The sequence below is a fragment of the Streptomyces sp. NPDC047000 genome (genome assembly GCF_040644295.1).
GTDB lineage: Bacteria > Actinomycetota > Actinomycetes > Streptomycetales > Streptomycetaceae > Streptomyces.
Window position 1 is genome coordinate 1 of the sequence record NZ_JBEYWE010000018.1, and the last position, 14,140, is coordinate 14,140.

Annotated in this window: 12 protein-coding genes; 6 read left to right on the forward strand and 6 right to left on the reverse strand. The window is 72.6% G+C overall.

Translation table 11 applies throughout. The features are described 5' to 3' along the window. From ABZ862_RS25235 to ABZ862_RS25245, 3 genes are all read left to right on the forward strand, one after another. Nucleotides 1-466, forward strand: a 466-nt coding sequence (locus tag ABZ862_RS25235) for a permease (RefSeq protein ID WP_360962065.1), incomplete at its 5' end; no start/stop codon positions are given. Beyond that, nucleotides 463-1,236 carry a TIGR03943 family protein gene (locus tag ABZ862_RS25240; RefSeq protein ID WP_360962068.1) on the forward strand — a complete coding sequence of 258 codons (774 nt, stop codon included), beginning with the start codon at nucleotides 463-465 and terminating at the stop codon, nucleotides 1,234-1,236. The genes ABZ862_RS25235 and ABZ862_RS25240, both read left to right, overlap by 4 nt. Nucleotides 1,237-1,390: 154 nt before the next feature. Continuing rightward, a complete protein-coding gene (locus ABZ862_RS25245; RefSeq protein ID WP_360962071.1) occupies nucleotides 1,391-1,756 on the forward strand; it encodes a cupin domain-containing protein in 366 nt (121 codons plus the stop codon). A 95-nt stretch (nucleotides 1,757-1,851) separates the two neighbouring features. Here ABZ862_RS25245 and ABZ862_RS25250 read toward each other — a convergent pair whose 3' ends face one another. The 6 genes from ABZ862_RS25250 to rhaI form a co-directional block, all read right to left on the reverse strand. Next, the gene (locus ABZ862_RS25250) at nucleotides 1,852-2,499 is read right to left on the reverse strand and encodes an LUD domain-containing protein (RefSeq protein ID WP_360962073.1); all 648 of its coding nucleotides are present in this window, start codon (nucleotides 2,497-2,499) and stop codon (nucleotides 1,852-1,854) included. Continuing rightward, on the reverse strand, nucleotides 2,496-3,974 hold the full coding sequence (locus ABZ862_RS25255; RefSeq protein ID WP_360962076.1) for a LutB/LldF family L-lactate oxidation iron-sulfur protein: 1,479 nt from the start codon (nucleotides 3,972-3,974) through the stop codon (nucleotides 2,496-2,498). The genes ABZ862_RS25250 and ABZ862_RS25255 overlap by 4 nt, the downstream gene beginning before the upstream one ends. Beyond that, on the reverse strand, nucleotides 3,971-4,723 hold the full coding sequence (locus ABZ862_RS25260; protein ID WP_360962079.1) for a (Fe-S)-binding protein: 753 nt from the start codon (nucleotides 4,721-4,723) through the stop codon (nucleotides 3,971-3,973). The genes ABZ862_RS25255 and ABZ862_RS25260 overlap by 4 nt, the downstream gene beginning before the upstream one ends. A gap of 224 nt (nucleotides 4,724-4,947) precedes the next feature. Then, nucleotides 4,948-6,336, reverse strand: coding sequence for a rhamnulokinase family protein (locus tag ABZ862_RS25265; protein WP_360962429.1), 1,389 nt, complete (start codon nucleotides 6,334-6,336; stop codon nucleotides 4,948-4,950). A gap of 56 nt (nucleotides 6,337-6,392) precedes the next feature. After that, nucleotides 6,393-8,432, reverse strand: a complete 2,040-nt coding sequence (locus ABZ862_RS25270; protein ID WP_360962082.1) for a bifunctional aldolase/short-chain dehydrogenase — start codon at nucleotides 8,430-8,432, stop codon at nucleotides 6,393-6,395. Nucleotides 8,433-8,856: 424 nt separating this feature from the next. Beyond that, nucleotides 8,857-10,017: an L-rhamnose isomerase gene (gene rhaI / locus ABZ862_RS25275; protein WP_360962085.1), complete on the reverse strand. Its 1,161-nt coding sequence runs from the start codon at nucleotides 10,015-10,017 to the stop codon at nucleotides 8,857-8,859. Nucleotides 10,018-10,279: 262 nt separating this feature from the next. Between rhaI and ABZ862_RS25280 the strand changes: the two genes are divergently transcribed. The 3 genes from ABZ862_RS25280 to ABZ862_RS25290 all read left to right on the forward strand — a co-directional run bounded on the left by ABZ862_RS25280 (nucleotide 10,280) and on the right by ABZ862_RS25290 (nucleotide 14,067). After that, nucleotides 10,280-11,794 carry a sugar ABC transporter ATP-binding protein gene (locus tag ABZ862_RS25280; RefSeq protein WP_360962088.1) on the forward strand — a complete coding sequence of 505 codons (1,515 nt, stop codon included), beginning with the start codon at nucleotides 10,280-10,282 and terminating at the stop codon, nucleotides 11,792-11,794. Nucleotides 11,795-11,948: 154 nt separating this feature from the next. Then, entirely contained in the window at nucleotides 11,949-13,049 is a 1,101-nt protein-coding gene (locus tag ABZ862_RS25285) for an ABC transporter permease (RefSeq protein WP_360962432.1), read from the forward strand. Next, nucleotides 13,042-14,067, forward strand: coding sequence for an ABC transporter permease (locus tag ABZ862_RS25290; RefSeq protein ID WP_360962090.1), 1,026 nt, complete (start codon nucleotides 13,042-13,044; stop codon nucleotides 14,065-14,067). Before ABZ862_RS25285 ends, ABZ862_RS25290 begins: the two co-directional genes overlap by 8 nt. Nucleotides 14,068-14,140 lie beyond the last annotated feature (73 nt).

A 14,140-nucleotide genomic window follows, 5' to 3' on the forward strand; every position in this document is an offset into this window, starting at 1 on the left:
GTGGTGGGGTCGGGCGGAGTGGTTGCGTCCGGGGGTGCGGGGTGGGGGTCATGTGGTGGGTGGGAGTCGGTGGGGGGAGTTCCGGGCCGGTTTCCGGCATGATTTTCTTCAGGCGGGTGGTTTTCTGGTGCTGGGGGCGATGGCTGCGGCGACGTTCAATGTGGCGGTGCCGCGGACGGTGCTGGATGTGTTCTCGGGTTCGGCGTGGTTGTCGGTGGTGTTTCTGGCGGGGCTTGCGGTGGTGCTGGCGGTGTGTTCGGAGGCGGATGCGTTCGTGGCGGCGTCGTTGGCGGGGTTCTCGCCGGTGGCGCGGTTGGTGTTCATGGTGGTGGGTCCGATGGTGGATCTGAAGCTGATCGCGTTGCAGGCGGGTACGTTCGGGCGGGCGTTCGCGGTCCGGTTCTCCTCCGCGACGGCCCTCGTCGCCGTCCTGGTGAGCGCCGCGATCGGAGGCGTACTGCTGTGAGACGCGTCCTCCCGGCCCTCCTCCTGCTTCTGACCGGCACCGGCCTGCTGCGCGCCACCCTTCTCTCGGACGACTACCTCCGCTACGTCAAGGAGGGCCTGCGCCTGCCGCTCGTCGCCTCGGGGATCCTGCTCACCCTGCTGGGCCTGGCGAGCGCCGCGGCGGGCGCGAAGGACCACGGCCACCCCCGTCACGAGGACCACGGCGCCCCCCACCACGGCGCTCCCCACGAGGACCACGGCCACGGCCACGACCACTCCGCCGGCCCCCGGGTCGCCTGGCTGCTCCTCCTCCCCGCTCTCAGCCTGCTGCTCTACGCGCCGCCCGCGCTGGGCGCCTACACCGCCGCCCGCTCGAACCCCGGGGCGGTCGAGCACCGGCAGCGTTTCGCCCCGCTGCCCGCGGGCTCACCCCTCCCCATGACCCTCACCGACTTCACGACCCGCGTCCAGCAGGACCCCGCGCACACCGTCCGGGGCCGAGGTGTGCGGCTCACCGGCTTCGTCACCCCGGCCGGGCACGGCGGCGGCTGGTACCTGACCCGGATCATCTTCACCTGCTGCGCCGCCGACGCCCAGACCGTCAGGATCCGCGTCTACGGCACCCCGGCCCCGCCCGCGAACACCTGGCTCGCCGTGACCGGCACCTGGCATCCGCGCGGCGTCCTCGGCACACGCTCGGCCGAGGCCGCGCTCGACGCCGGGACGACCACGCCCGTCGCGCAGCCGGTGAACGCCTTCACCGACGACCTTCCCCTCACCCCCTCCTGAATCCTGCTCCTGTCCGCTTCCCGGCCCCTCCTGAATGCAGAACTCCCGCCGCCCGCCCGGAGTGCCCGATGTCACCCGAATGGCGGCCCCGGGTTGCGGAGCGCACGATGGTGTGGTCCGGAGGGCGGGGCGGGGTGGGAAAGGAGGCATCGTCATGCTGGAAGTGAAGACGGTCGACAAGCCCGACGAGCGGCGCGATTTCCCGCGCGGGCACCTGGAGGCGGTCCACCTCACGGGTCTCGACTTCGCCGTGGGCACCTTCGAACCGGGCTGGCGCTGGTCGGAGTCCGTGGGACCGATAGCGGGCACGGAGAGCTGCCGGATCCACCACAACGGCTACGTCCTCCAGGGACGTATGCGGCTGCGCATGGACGACGGCGCCGAGGGCGAGGTCGGCCCCGGCGACGTCTTCGTCTGCCCGCCGGGCCACGACGCCTGGGTCGTGGGGGACGAGCAGGTCATCCTGTACGACTTCGCCGGGTCCATGGCGACGGACTACGCGAGGTCCACGGAGGCGTGACCGCCACGGCGGACGGGTCCCCGGCGCGGGCGGACCGGCGGCCGGGGCGGGGTGCCGACCGCCGGTCCGAGGGCCGGGGCGGGGACCGGAAGCCCTCACCCCACCAGCACGACCTCCAGCGTGCGCGGTCCGTGCACTCCCTCCACCCGGTCCAGCTCGATGTCGCTGGTCGCCGACGGGCCGGAGATCCAGGTCGACGGGCGGACGGGGTCCAGCCGTCCGAGGGCCTGCGGGACGGAGGAGACGACCTGGTCCGGCACCCGCACCACGCAGATGTGGTGGTCGGGGACCAGGGTGATACGGCGGCGCCCCTGGTCGGGCGAGCCGTCGAGGACGAGGGTGCCGGTCTCGGCGACGGCCACCGCGCACGCGGTGACCACACTGTCGACCCGGTCCAGTTCACCGGCCGTGCCGTCCGCCGTGTCCGGCACCCGTGCGACGTCCGCCGCCGTCTCCGACAGCCACCCGGGTTCGAGACCCGGCGGCACCACCACCGACCCCGACCCGTGCTCCGCCAGCAACCGGGCCACCACGGCGGCCAGCTCGCCCGGCGCGCAGCGGTGCACCACCGCGCGGTAGTCGGCGAGGTTCTCGGCGAGCAGTTCCACCGTCTCGGCGGTGCTCCGCGTACCGTGCTCGCGCAGATAGCCGCGCTCCACGGCCTGCGCGTAGGGGGTGTCGTCCGGCGGTACGTCCGCGAGCGCGCGCCGCACCCGGCCCAGGATCCGGTCCCTGCTGTTCACCGCTGCGTGTCCTTTCCTCCGTGGGTGCGCTGCCACCAGTCGCGGAACGGCTCCGCGGGCACGGCGGGCAGATCCCGGCTGCCGCTCCACGCCTTGCCGGGGCCCGGCAGCGTACGGGGATGCAGGCGCCGGGTGCGGGAGGCGAGCCGCTGGCCGGTGCGCAGCGCGCCCGGGTGAGCGAACGCCCAGCGCGCCGCACGCATCGCGGCCCGCTCGGCGGCATGCCCCTTCGCGGGCCTGAGCACCACCTTGTTGCCCTCCCGCACCGCCGGACCGCCCTGCACCACCCGCTCGCGCAGGTGCACCAGCACCTCGGGGATGTCGATGGCGACCGGGCACACCTCGTAGCAGGCGCCGCACAGTGACGACGCGTACGGCAGCGAGGCGTCGATCCCGCTGGCCGTGCCGCGCAGCTGGGGGCTGAGGATCGCGCCGATCGGGCCCGGGTACACCGAGCCGTAGGCGTGGCCGCCCGCCCGCTCGTAGACCGGGCAGACGTTCAGGCACGCCGAGCAGCGGATGCAGCGCAGTGCCTGGCGGCCCACCTCGTCGGCGAGGGTGTCGGTGCGGCCGTTGTCCAGCAGCACCAGATGGAAGGCGCGCGGGCCGTCCTCGTCGGTGGTGCCGGTCCACATGCTGGTGTACGGGTTCATGCGCTCGGCCGTGGAGGAGCGCGGCAGGGTCTGGAGGAACACCTCGAGGTCCTGCCAGGTCGGCACGATCTTCTCGATGCCGACGACCGAGATCAGCGTCTCGGGCAGGGTCAGACACATCCGTCCGTTGCCCTCCGACTCGACGACCACCAGGGTGCCGGTGTCGGCGACGACGAAGTTGGCGCCGGAGACGCCGACCTTGGCGCGCAGGAACTTCTCCCGCAGATGGAGCCGTGCCGCCTCGGCCAGTTCGGCCGGTGTGTCGGTGAGCCCCTCGGGGGCCGGGCGGCCCCACTCGCCCATCTCGGAGCGGAAGATGTCGCGGATCTCGCCCCGGTTGCGGTGGATCGCCGGGACCAGGATGTGCGAGGGGCGGTCCTTGCCCAGCTGGACGATCAGTTCGGCGAGGTCGGTCTCGTAGGCGTGGATGCCCGCGGCCTCCAGCGCCTCGTTGAGCCCGATCTCCTGCGTGGCCATCGACTTGACCTTCACGACCTCCGACTCGCCGGTCGCCCTGACCAGTTCGGTGACGATCCGGTTCGCCTCGGCCGCGTCCGCCGCCCAGTGCACGACACCGCCGGCCGCCGTGACCGACTCCTCCACCTGTTCCAGGTAGCGGTCGAGATGGCGCAGCGTATGATCCTTGATCCGCTTGCCGGCCTCCCGCAGCGCGGCCCAGTCGGACACCTCGGCGACCGCCGCGGCCCGCTTGGCGCGGATGGTGTGGGTGGCGTGCCGCAGATTGCCCCGCAGGGTGCTGTTGCCGACCGCCTCACGCGCCGCCTCGGGAAAGGGCGGCATCCCCACGAACGTGCCGCTCATACGGCCTCCTCCTCGGTACCCGCCAGGATCTCCGCGATGTGCACGGGCCGCATGTCCGACTCCAGCCGCGTCATGGTGCCCCCGATGTGCATCAGACAGGAGTTGTCGGCCGCGCACAGCACCTCGGCGCCCGTCGACTCGGCGTTGCGGACCTTGTCCGTGCCCATCGCGCCCGACACGGCGGAGTTCTTCAGCGCGAACGTGCCGCCGAACCCGCAGCACTCCTCCGCGCCCGGCAGCTCGACCAGTTCGAGTCCCCGCACCGCCTCGAGCAGCCTCCGGGGCCGCTCGCCGAGGCCCAGGCCCCGCAGCCCGTGACAGGTGGGGTGGTAGGTCACCTTGTGCGGGTAGTACGCGCCGACGTCCGTCACCCCCAGCACGTCCACCAGGAACTCGGTGAGCTCGTACGTCTTCGGCACCACCGGCGCCAGTGCCTTCGCCAGGCTGTCGCCCCGGCCCTCGGCGCGGGCCCGCTCGCCCATCCGGGGGTACAGCTCCCGCACCATCGCCCCGCACGACCCGGACGGGGTGACGATCGCGTCGTAGTCCCGGAAGACCTCGGAGAAATGCCGGGCGAGCGGCTCGGCCTCGTGCCGGTAACCGGTGTTGTAGTGGGCCTGCCCGCAACAGGTCTGCGCCATCGGGAAGTCCACCTCGACACCCAGCCTGGTCAGCAGTTTCACCACCGCGCGGCCGGTGTCCGGATAGAGCGTGTCGTTGACACAGGTCAGGAACAGAGCGACACGCATCGCGGCTCCTCGGGGGTCGGTCATCGGGTGAATGCAGCCTAGTGGGTGGAGGGGGCAGTGGAGAGGACCAGGGTCGGGACCGTCGCGGCGCCCCGTGCGGGACGGCGGCCGGGATCAGGGCCGGCCCAGGGACGGCGGGTGGCCGGGGCCCGGGTACGGCTCGCCGGGCGGGCGCCGGTGCGGGACCGCGGCCGGGATCCGGGCCGCACCCGGCCTGCCCCCGCTCACCGTACGGCGAGCCGGGCCTCGGCCGCCCGCCAGGCCGCCGGGTCGCCCCGCGGCTCGTAGCGGGTCAGCGGCTGGGTGCGGACGAGCAGCTCCCGCAGCTGGGCGTGGTCGCCGCCGAGACCGTGCGACCGTGCCTGCACGAGGACGTTGCCCAGCGCCGCCGCCTCCGCCGGACCGGCGACGACGGGCAGCCCGCACGCGTCCGCGGTGAGCTGGCACAGCAGGGTGTTGCGGGTGCCGCCGCCGACGATGTGCACCACGTCCACCGGATGCCCGGCGAGCCGCTGGGCGTCCTCCACGGCCCGGCGGTGGGCCAGGGCGAGGGAGTCGAGGATGCACCGGGTGATCTCGCCCGGACCGGCCGGTACCGGCTGCCCGGTCTCCCGGCACGCCTCGGCGATCCGCTCCGGCATATGGCCCGGCGCCAGGAACACCGCGTCGCCGGCGTCCACCACGGACCGCAGCGCCGGTACGGCCGCCGCCTGACGCAGCAGGTCGCCCAGATCGGGGCCGCCCCAGGCGCGTACGCACTCCTGGAGCAGCCACAGGCCCATGATGTTGCGCAGATAGCGGACCGTGCCGTCCAGGCCCAGCTCGTTGGTGAAGTTCGCCGCGCGGCTCTCCTCGGTGAGCACGGGCGCGTCCAGCTCCAGACCGGCCAGCGACCAGGTGCCGGTGCAGATGTACGCGAACCGCTCGCCCGTCGCGGGCACGGCGGCCACCGCGGAGGCGGTGTCGTGCGAGCCGACCGCGGTCACCGGCACCGGGCCGCTCAGCCCGGTCTCGTCCAGCACCTCCGGGCGCAGCAGCCCCGCCGGGTCCCCGGGCCTGCGCAGCGGCGCGAAGAGGCCGAGGTCGATGCCCAGGCGGGCGGCGACGTCGTAGGACCAGTCGCGGGTGCGCGGGTCGATCAGCTGGGTGGTGGAGGCGTTGGTCAGCTCGGTGCCCTGCTCGCCGGTCAGCCAGTACGACAGCAGGTCCGGGATCAGCAGCAGCCGCCGGGCGTGGGCGAACTGGGCGGTGGAGCGGGCGGCGGCCAGCTGGTACAGGGTGTTGAAGGGCGCGTACTGGAGACCGGTCGCCGCGTACAGCTCCGCCGCGGGCAGGGTCGCCCACACCTTCTCCGGGACGCCCTCGGTGCGGGGGTCGCGGTAGTGCACCGGGTTGCCGAGCAGGGCGCCGTCGGCGTCGAGCAGGCCGTGGTCCACGGCCCAGCTGTCGACGCCGACCGAGTCGACCTGCCCTGCCGCCCTGAGGCCGTCGAGGACTCCGGCGTAGAGGCCGAGGACGTCCCAGCGCAGCCCCTCCGGGACGCGGACGGGACGGTTGGGGAAGCGGTGGGCCTCGGTCAGCTCCAGGCTGCCGGGGCCGACGCGGCCGACCATGACGCGTCCGCTGGACGCGCCGAGGTCGACCGCGGCGTACGAGTGAGGCACAGCCGTCACCGCAGGAACGCGGCGGCGACGCCGGCGTCGACCGGGATGTGCAGACCGGTGGTGTGGGTCAGCTCGCCGCCGGTGAGGGCGAAGACGGCGTTGGCCACGTGCGCGGGCAGCACCTCGCGCTTGAGGATGGTCCGCTGTGCGTAGAACTCGCCCAGCTTCTCCTCGTCCACCCCGTAGGTGGCCGCCCGCTGGGCGCCCCAGCCGCCGGCGAAGATGCCGGAGCCGCGCACCACGCCGTCCGGGTTGACGCCGTTGACGCGGATGCCGTGCTCACCGAGCTCGGCCGCCAGCAGCCGGACCTGGTGGGCCTGGTCGGCCTTGGTCGCGGAGTAGGCGACGTTGTTGGGACCGGCGAAGACGGCGTTCTTGGAGGCGATGTAGACGATGTCGCCGCCGAGACCCTGCGCGATCATCACACGGGCCGCCTCCCGGGAGACCAGGAAGGAACCGCGCGCCATGATGTCGTGCTGGAGGTCCCAGTCCCGTGCCGTGGTCTGAAGCAGCGGCTTGGAGATGGAGATACCGGCGTTGTTGACGACCAGGTCCACACCGCCGAAGGCGAGCAGCGCGGCCCTGAACGCCTCGGCGATCTGCTCCTCGGAGGTGACGTCCACGGTCACCGCGACCGCCTTGTCGGGGCCGCCCAGCTCCTCGGCGACGGCGGCGGCGTTCTCGGCGTTCAGATCGGCGACGACCACGCACGCGCCCTCCGCGACCAGCCGCTCGGCGGTGGCCCTGCCGATGCCGCTGCCCGCGCCGGTCACCAGGGCGACCCGGGTCGCCAGCGCCTTCGGCCTCGGCATCCGCCGGAGCTTGGCCTCCTCCAGCGCCCAGTACTCGATGCGGAACTTCTCCGACTCCTCGATCGGCGCGTACACCGACACCGCCTCGGCACCGCGCATCACGTTGATCGCGTTGACGTAGAACTCGCCGGCGACGCGGGCGGTCTGCTTGTCCTTGCCGAAGGAGAACATGCCGACGCCGGGCACCAGCACGATCGCCGGATCGGCGCCGCGCATCGCGGGGGAGTCCGGCAGGGCGTGCCGCGCGTAGTAGGCGGCGTACTCCTCGCGGTACCCGGCGTGCAGCTCCTTCAGCCGCGCGATCGCCTCGTCGAGGGGCGCGGTGGGCGGCAGGTCGAGGACCAGCGGGCGGACCTTGGTGCGCAGGAAGTGGTCGGGGCAGGAGGTGCCGAGGGCGGCGAGGCGGGGGCGCTCGGCGCGGGCGGTGAAGTCGAGGACGACGTCGGAGTCGGTGAAGTGGCCGACCTGAGGGCGGTCCTGCGAGGCGATCGCCCGGACGTACGGCGCGAGAGCGGCGGCGCGCTCGCGGCGCTCGGCCTCGGGGAGCGCCGCGTAGCCGTCGAGCACCGGGCCGAAGGGCTCCGCCTTGCCGCGCTCCTGGAGGAAGGCCTCGGCGGTGCGGATGATGTGGAGCGAGTTGCGCTCGCACTCCTCGGCGGTGTCGCCCCACGCGGTCACGCCGTGGCCGCCGAGCACACAGCCGATCGCCTGCGGGTTGGCCTCCTTCACGGCCGCGATGTCCAGGCCGAGCTGGAAACCGGGGCGGCGCCACGGCACCCACACGACCGTGTCGCCGAAGCACTCGGCGGTCAGCTTCTCGCCGTCGGCGGCGCAGGCCAGGGCGATGCCGGAGTCGGGGTGCAGGTGGTCCACGTGCGCGGCGTCCACGAGGCCGTGCATCGCGGTGTCGATGGACGGGGCGGCACCGCCCTTGCCGTGCAGGCAGTAGTCGAACGCGGCGACCATCTCGTCCTCGCGCTCGACACCGGGGTAGACGCCGGTCAGGGCGCGGAGCCGGTCCAGACGGAGCACGGCGAGGCCGGCCTCGGTGAGGGTGCCGAGGTCGCCGCCGGAGCCCTTGACCCACATCAGCTCGATGTCGGTACCGGTGACCGGGTCGGTCTCCCGGCCCTTGGCCGAGGTGTTGCCTCCGGCGTAGTTGGTGTTGCGGGGGTCGGCACCGAGCCGGTGCGACCGGGCGAGCAGGGCGGCGGCTTCGGGATGCGTTGCCATGGCGTGCGGGTCCTCTTTCGGGGAGGGAGGGATTCTCTGCGGGTTCTCTGCGGGTTCTCTGCGGGTTCTCTGCGAGGCGAGGCGGGGCGGGGCGGGGCTGTGCGGGTGCGGGTGCGGGTGCGGGGCGGGATGCGGTGCGGGGCGGTGGGGGCTGGGGCCGGGGTTGCGCAGCCCGGCGCCGGCGGGTTGCCGGCCGCGCCCACCCGTGCCGCCCTGCGGCACGATTGCCCGCGGTCGGGCGGGGGCCCTACGCAGCCTGCGGGCAGTCGTGCCGCTGGGGCGGCACGGGTGGGCGCAGGCGGCACCCCCCGGCGCCGGGCTGCGCAACCCCGGCGTGGGCGGCAACCCCCGTGGTGCCGGGTCGTGTGGCCGGCGAGGCACCCCCGTGGGGCCCCCGCCGACGACCCCGTCCCGCCCGGAGGGCTTACGCGCCCCAGCCCGCCTGTTCGCCGCCCACCCGCTCGGCGGTGATCTGCTCGGCCCAGCCGGAGCGGCGGTACGCGGCGACCGGGTCGGCGTCGAGCCCCATCTCCTCCCGCACCGACGCCAGCAGCGGCCGTACGTCCGTGTTGTACGCGTCCATCAGCACCGCGTTCGCCTCCAGCACGTCGCCGGAGACCTGTGCCGCCGCCAGAGCCGTACGGTCGATGAGCAGCGCCTTGGCCGTGGCCTCCTGCACGTTCATCACGGAGCGGATGATCGCCGGGATCTTCGCCTCGATGTTGTGGCACTGGTCGAGCATGAACGCGACGTCGGAGGTGAGGCCGCCGCCGCGCACCACCTCGTACATGATGCGGAAGAGCTGGAAGGGGTCCGCCGCGCCGACCATCAGGTCGTCGTCCGCGTAGAAGCGCGAGTTGAAGTCGAACCCGCCGAGCTTCCCCTCGCGCAGCAGCGTGGCGACGATGAACTCGATGTTGGTGCCCGGTGCGTGGTGGCCGGTGTCGACGACGACCTGCGCCTTGGGGCCGAGCTTGAGGCAGTGGGCGTAGGCGGTGCCCCAGTCCGGGACGTCCGTCGTGTAGAACGCCGGCTCGAAGAACTTGTACTCCAGCAGCATCCGCTGCCCGTCGCCGAGCCGCTCGTACACCTGGGCGAGGCCCTCGGCGAGCCGGTCCTGGCGGCCCCGCACGTCGTCCTGGCCGGGGTAGTTGGTGCCGTCGGCGAACCACAGCTTGAGGTCCGCGGAGCCGGTCGCGTCCATGATGTCGACGCACTCCAGCAGATGGTCCACGGCCTTGCGCCGCACCGCGGCGTCCGGGTGGCAGATGCTGCCGAGCTTGTAGTCGTCGTCCTGGAAGGTGTTGGAGTTGATCGCGCCGAGCCTCACCCCGCGCTCCTCGGCGTGTTTCGCCAGCGCCGCGTAGTCGCCGACCTTGTCCCACGGGATGTGCAGGGACACGGTCGGGGCGACGCCCGTGAAGGCGTGGACCTGGGCCGCGTCGTCGATCTTCTCCTGCGGGGTGCGGGGCACGCCGGGCTGGGCGAACACCTTGAAGCGGGTCCCGGAGTTCCCGTACCCCCACGACGGCGTCTCGACGGCCTGGGTCTTGAGCGCGGCCTTCACCGCGGCGATGTCGGTCACTGCAGGGCTCCTGGAGGCATCGGTCGCGACAGCGACGCTGTGAAACGATTCAGGACCGCAACGTACGAGGGGGCCGAATGGCTGTCAAGAAGGGACGTCAAGACTCTTTTCCGTGACTTGCTCGTGACCTTTGTGTATCGAAAGTTTTTCGACTCGTACCCATTGACGTGACATGCCTGCCGTGTCTAACTTCCGGGCAACCCAGTTGAAACCTTTCACGACGCGGTGAGGGTCATCCCGCCGCTGTCGTCGAGGAGCCTCCATGACCCATCCGTCCGACACGGGCCCCGTCCCGGTGCTGGCGCTCAGGGACGTCTCGAAGTCCTTCGGCGCGGTCCGTGCCCTGCGGAACGTGTCGCTCGAGCTGAACGCCGGTGACGTGCACGCACTCGCCGGCGAGAACGGCGCGGGCAAGTCCACCCTGATCAAGACGCTCGCCGGGGTGCACCGACCCGACACCGGTCAGGTGCTGCTCGCCGGACGGCCGGTGACCTTCAACGGCCCCGGTGACGCCCGCGACGCGGGCATCGCCGTGATCTACCAGGAGCCGACCCTCTTCCCCGACCTGTCGATCGCCGAGAACATCTTCATGGGCCGCCAGCCGCGGCGCGCCCTCGGCCGGATCGACCACCGGGCGACCCACGACGCGACGCTGGCGCTGATGCGCCGCCTCGGCGTCGAGCTCGACCCCGACCGGCCGGCCAGCGGCCTGTCCATCGCCGACCAGCAGATCGTCGAGATCGCCAAGGCGATCTCGTTCGACGCCCGTGTGCTGATCATGGACGAGCCGACCGCCGCCCTGACCGGCAGCGAGGTCGCCCGCCTCTTCGGCGTCGTGCGCACCCTGCGCGAACAGGGCGCCGCCGTGCTGTTCATCTCCCACCGGCTCGAGGAGATCTTCCAGATCTGCGAGCAGGTGACCACCCTGCGCGACGGTGCCTGGATCGCCAGCGAGCCCGTCTCCGGGATGACCGAGGACGACCTGGTGCGCCGCATGGTGGGCCGCGACCTCGACGAGCTGTACCCCAAGCAGGACGTCACCCCCGGCGACGTCGCGCTCAGCGTCCGCCGGCTGACCCGTGAGGGCGTCTTCACCGACGTCTCCTTCGAGGTGCGGCGCGGCGAGATCGTCGGCCTGGCCGGGCTCGTCGGAGCCGGCCGCACCGAGGTCGCCCGCGCCGTGTTCGGCGTCGACCGCTGGGACGCGGGCGAGGTCGAGGTGGACGGCAGGGCACTCACCAACGGCGCCCCCTCCACCGCCATGTCCGCCGGACTCGCGCTCGTCCCCGAGGACCGCCGCGCCCAGGGCCTGGTGATGGACATGTCCATCGAGCGCAACATCGGCCTCACCGGCCTGCGGACCACCGTCCGCGCCGGTCTGGTGGACCGCGGCGCCGAGCGCAGCCGCTCCCTGGACTGGGCGGTCAGGCTCCAGGTGAAGTACGCCCGGATCGCCGACAGCGTCAACACCCTGTCGGGCGGCAACCAGCAGAAGGTCGTCCTCGCCAAGTGGCTGGCCACCGGCCCCAAGGTGCTGATCGTCGACGAGCCCACCCGCGGCATCGACGTCGGCACCAAGGCCGAGGTGCATCGCCTGCTGAGCCAGCTCGCCGCCGACGGTGTCGCCGTCCTGATGATCTCCTCCGACCTGCCCGAGATCCTCGGCATGGCCGACCGCGTGCTGGTGATGCACGAGGGCCGGATCAGCGCCGAGATCCCGCGCTCCGAAGCCACCGAGGAAACCGTGATGGCCGCAGCCACCGGGAGGGCCGCGTGAACCACCCCCGCGCGGCCGCCGCCGCGCCGCAGACCCGCCCGGGCCCTGCCACGCCGCGGACCGCCCCGACCCCCGCCCCCCTGCCCCGTACGGGTGACCGCACGGGAACCCCCGGCGTGACGTGCCCGAGCACCACCGAAGGCGGCACGGCATGATGACGGTGACCACCCCGGACGAGACGCCCGTCGCCGACGTGCCCCGCTCCAGCGGCACCCGGCTCGTCGACCGCGTCTTCAGGATGCGCGAACTCGCCATCCTCGCCGTGTTCCTGGTGATGATCGCCGTCACCCAGGCCGGCAACAGCCAGTTCCTCTCCGAACAGGGCATCAAGGACCTCCTGCTCAACGCGACCATCCTGGTGCTGGTCGCCACCGGCCAGTCCCTGGTCGTCATCACCCGCAACGTCGACCTGTCCGTCGGCTCCACCCTCGGCATCACCGCCTTCGCGGCCGGTACGTACCTCCAGGGCGGCGGCAACCCGGTCGTGGCGATCGCGCTGGCGATGCTCCTGGGCATCGGCTGCGGCCTCGTCAACGGCCTGCTCGTCAGCCTCGGTCAGGTGCCCGCCCTGGTGGTGACCCTCGGCACCCTCTACATCATCCGGGGCATCGACTCCATCTGGGTCGGCTCACGCCAGATCACCGCGGCCGACCTGCCCGGCGGGTTCGTCGACTTCGGCTCCGGCGGCCTGTCCGCCGTGCCGTACCTCGCGCTGATCGCGCTGGCCGTGCTGATCGCCACCGCGTACTACCTCAAGCACTACGGCAGCGGCCGCGAGCTGTACGCGCTCGGCTCCAACCCGGAGGCCGCCCGCCTCGCCGGCATCCCGGTGCGCAAGCGGATCCTCGCCGCGTACACCTTCTGCGGCGGCCTCGCCGGCCTCGCCGGGGCGATGTACCTCGCCCGGTTCGGCAACGTCGACTCCAGCACCGGCAACGGCTACGAACTCACCGTCGTCAGCGCCGTCGTGGTCGGCGGCGTGGTCTTCACCGGCGGCTCCGGCAGCGTCTACGGCGCGGCGCTCGGCGCCCTGCTGCTGACCTCCATCAACAGCGTGCTGCCCGCCCTCGGTGTCAGCTCCGTGTGGGTGCTCGCCATCAACGGCGTGCTGCTGCTCCTCGCCATCGCCGTCGACCGGGTCGTCGCCCTGCGGGTGGCCGCCGCGCTGCAGAAGTCGGCGCTGAAGAAATCGTCCCAGGAGAAGGCCGCCGCCCGGGACACGCGGAAGGCCGAGAAGGGGAACCCCCATGCCTGACTCCTTGACACGCGCGGTCCGCTGGGACACGGTCGTCGGCGCCCTCCTCGTCGTGCTGATCCTGCTGTCCTTCGGCTCCGTGGACGGCTTCGGCAACGCGCTGAACCTGTCCTTCCTGCTCGGCAACACCCTGCCGATCGCCCTGATCGCCCTGCCGATGACCATGCTCGTGGTGGCCGGTGAGATCGATCTGTCGGTCGCCTCCACCGCCGGTCTGTCCGGCGCGGTGATGGGCTGGCTCTGGAACAACGGCCTGTCCATCGAGATGATCATCCCGCTGTGCCTGCTGCTCGGCGTGGTGTGCGGGCTGATCAACGGTCTGCTGGTCACCCGCCTCGGACTGCCGTCCCTCGCCGTCACCATCGGCACCCTCGCCGCCTACCGCGGCATCGCGCAGATCGTGCTCGGCTCCGACGCGGTGACCGACTTCCCCGGCCAGTACCTGGACTTCGCGGCCGGCCGGCTCGGGAACTCGTTCCTGCCGCAGGCGTTCCTGCCCTTCCTGGTGCTGCTCGCCGTCGCCGTCGTCGTGCTGCACGCCACCCCGTTCGGCCGCTCGCTGTTCGCGATCGGCGCCAGCGAGGAGGCCGCCCGGTTCGCCGGCATCCGCGTCAGGCGGGCCAAGCTGGTCCTGTTCACCATGACCGGCCTGATGGCCTCCCTCACCGGTGTGTTCTGGGCGCTGCACTACGCCAGCGCCCGCTACGACAACGCCACCGGACTCGAACTGTCGGTCGTCGCGGCCGTCCTGCTCGGCGGCATCGACTTCGACGGCGGCAAGGGCACCCTCGGCGGTGCGATCGCCGGTGTGTTCCTGCTCGGCGCGCTGCAGAACGTGATGAGCCTGCTGAACGTCTCCGCCCAGTCGCAGATCGTCGTCACCGGCGTCCTGCTCGTCGTCTCGGTGCTCGGCCCGCGCGTCGCCCGCCAGATCGCCCTCGCCAGGGCGGCGGGGTCCCACGGCAGGGCCGTGACGAAGACCCCCGGACCGGCGGGAGCGGCCGGCGCCGACGGATAGACCCGCAGTCTCTCCGCAGCTCCTGGCCCCAGGCGGCCGGTCCCACCGGCCTCCTCCCCGGGCCGGCCTCTCC

What these genes read in the sequence shown, in the direction of transcription:
- ABZ862_RS25265 (WP_360962429.1), bottom strand. Translation starts at nt 6,336, where the DNA reads ATGGTCGGCCGCGTCGGCCCCGGCAGCCTGGAGCTGACCGAGGCCCAC.
- ABZ862_RS25270 (WP_360962082.1), bottom strand. Translation starts at nt 8,432, where the DNA reads ATGGCAACGCATCCCGAAGCCGCCGCCCTGCTCGCCCGGTCGCACCGG.
- ABZ862_RS25260 (WP_360962079.1), bottom strand. Translation starts at nt 4,723, where the DNA reads ATGCGTGTCGCTCTGTTCCTGACCTGTGTCAACGACACGCTCTATCCG.
- ABZ862_RS25285 (WP_360962432.1), top strand. Translation starts at nt 11,949, where the DNA reads ATGACGGTGACCACCCCGGACGAGACGCCCGTCGCCGACGTGCCCCGC.
- ABZ862_RS25280 (WP_360962088.1), top strand. Translation starts at nt 10,280, where the DNA reads ATGACCCATCCGTCCGACACGGGCCCCGTCCCGGTGCTGGCGCTCAGG.
- ABZ862_RS25255 (WP_360962076.1), bottom strand. Translation starts at nt 3,974, where the DNA reads ATGAGCGGCACGTTCGTGGGGATGCCGCCCTTTCCCGAGGCGGCGCGT.
- ABZ862_RS25245 (WP_360962071.1), top strand. Translation starts at nt 1,391, where the DNA reads ATGCTGGAAGTGAAGACGGTCGACAAGCCCGACGAGCGGCGCGATTTC.
- ABZ862_RS25290 (WP_360962090.1), top strand. Translation starts at nt 13,042, where the DNA reads ATGCCTGACTCCTTGACACGCGCGGTCCGCTGGGACACGGTCGTCGGC.